Genomic DNA, 1,568 nt, shown 5'->3' with positions numbered 1-1,568 from the left:
GCCTGAACTGCTTATTCTCAATCCGAATAAGGCGAAGTGTTTTCATAACCACAAGGCTTATGATAGCAATTCGGCCTTATCTTGGTCAGAGCCCTAGTTGGCTTCGGATGTGATTTGAATGTTGGTGTTAGTTTGGCCTTCTGATTCCAAATATTCTTTAGCCTTTAGTTTGATTCGTTCGACAGTGTATGCCTCCATATTTTTCAAAAAATTTGAATCGAACTTTCGTTGCGTAAACCCGCCAGAGTCCTGGCTGGAGACAACGACTCGAATTTCTTCTTTTGAGCCGGGTTGTTGTGTACGGGATTCTTTAGCGTTGACATGCCCTGATATGAATGTTGCACCAAGGCTTATTGAAGCCATCAAAATTAAAATGATGGTTTGCTTCCTGCTGTATCGTTTCATGGTAGGGTACCGATTACCCCTAGTCCGGTAGAAGTTGAATGCTTCCACGACCTTTTCGCAGCGGCGGCAGCGGCAGAGTTCCCGACTGAGCTTGAACGGTACGTCGAAGGCCCTCAATCTCCTGAACAGCAATGTCATGCGCTTCTGCGTAATCTTCCTGCGAGATCTGGCCACTCGCCCTCTTCTTCTCGAGCGCTCTCAGCAACTCCTGTTGGGACCTTAGTTCGCTCTCAAGCACCCTAATTATTGTGAGGGCTCCGAGTCGATATTCGACGCTTGCCGGATCGTTCAACTGAAGAAGTTCCTCCATATGCTGCCCATTGCTGCTGCGCGGCTCCATCCTCCCGGTGGCCGCGTCAAAACGAATATGCGCCGCCATATCGTGGTCGCACGGGTTAAGCACATAGGGGCCGGCCTTCTCGTCGGTGGGCCAATCGTTATTCTTGCGACTATCAGTGACCGCAGCAGTAGTACAGGTTCGAATACGTACAGAGAAGATTTTTGAACTTGTCTTTTGGTCTGTAGTGATCCACGCCAAAATTTAGATTAACCGCGCTGCTGTCGGGCTGTCGACAGTACACACAGACTCTGGAAAATTCAGTCTGTAAGTACCGCTTGTAACTTTGATATCGCTTGAACTGCCGGGGGGTGAGGGTGCGGGCGTGACATCCCTTGGGGTACTGAAAAAGCGCCATTAGATCAGACCCAATCGACGCATCATTGCTTCCCGCTTTGCACGCGCCTCAGAAACCTGAGCCGCGGCAGCCTCCAATGCCTGCACCTGAGCTTGCGAGACACGTGGCTCCCGCTCAAGAAGACGGCTATTCAAAATCTCAAGCCTGGCTACGACCTCCGACTGATTCTCACCTTTGGCGTACTTGGCGGCCAACAGTAGTACACGGTCTCTGGCGATTCGCACGGTTTCCGCGCGCTCAGGTTCCGCGTAATCGATAGCAGTTCGCGCTGAGCTATACGCTACGCTCCGAGTCGGCGTGGACGCAGTCTGGCCAACTTCAGGCTTTCGAGTCGGCGCATCGGCACCGCCACGATCTTCAAAGAAGTCTTCGACCACTAGTGTCCGGTTTATTTGAGGGTCATTGGCTTGGAAGCCAATGCTGACGCGGGTTGTGAGGATTCCATGGGTGTCCACGATTTGAATTTCG

At 51.5% G+C, this 1,568-nt stretch carries 3 protein-coding genes; all 3 read right to left on the bottom strand.

All coding sequences use genetic code 11. The features are described from left to right. Window positions 1-93: 93 nt before the first annotated feature. On the bottom strand, window positions 94-405 hold the full coding sequence (locus A3A5_RS43495) for a hypothetical protein (protein ID WP_157637272.1): 312 nt from the start codon (window positions 403-405) through the stop codon (window positions 94-96). A gap of 19 nt (window positions 406-424) precedes the next feature. Further along, window positions 425-943, bottom strand: coding sequence for a hypothetical protein (locus A3A5_RS0121660; protein ID WP_157637271.1), 519 nt, complete (start codon window positions 941-943; stop codon window positions 425-427). Between the two features lie 156 nt (window positions 944-1,099). Further along, window positions 1,100-1,568 (bottom strand): hypothetical protein (locus tag A3A5_RS39085; RefSeq protein ID WP_035813282.1); only part of this gene is annotated, 469 nt, incomplete at its 5' end.

This window comes from Cupriavidus sp. UYPR2.512 (genome assembly GCF_000379565.1).
Lineage (GTDB): Bacteria > Pseudomonadota > Gammaproteobacteria > Burkholderiales > Burkholderiaceae > Cupriavidus.
The sequence above is the reverse complement of the archived record's forward strand: the minus strand, read 5'-3'. Positions and strand labels throughout refer to the sequence as shown.

Bases quoted from the DNA above. Each gene is read 5' to 3' on its own strand.
- A3A5_RS43495 (WP_157637272.1), bottom strand. From the start codon at position 405: ATGAAACGATACAGCAGGAAGCAAACCATCATTTTAATTTTGATGGCT.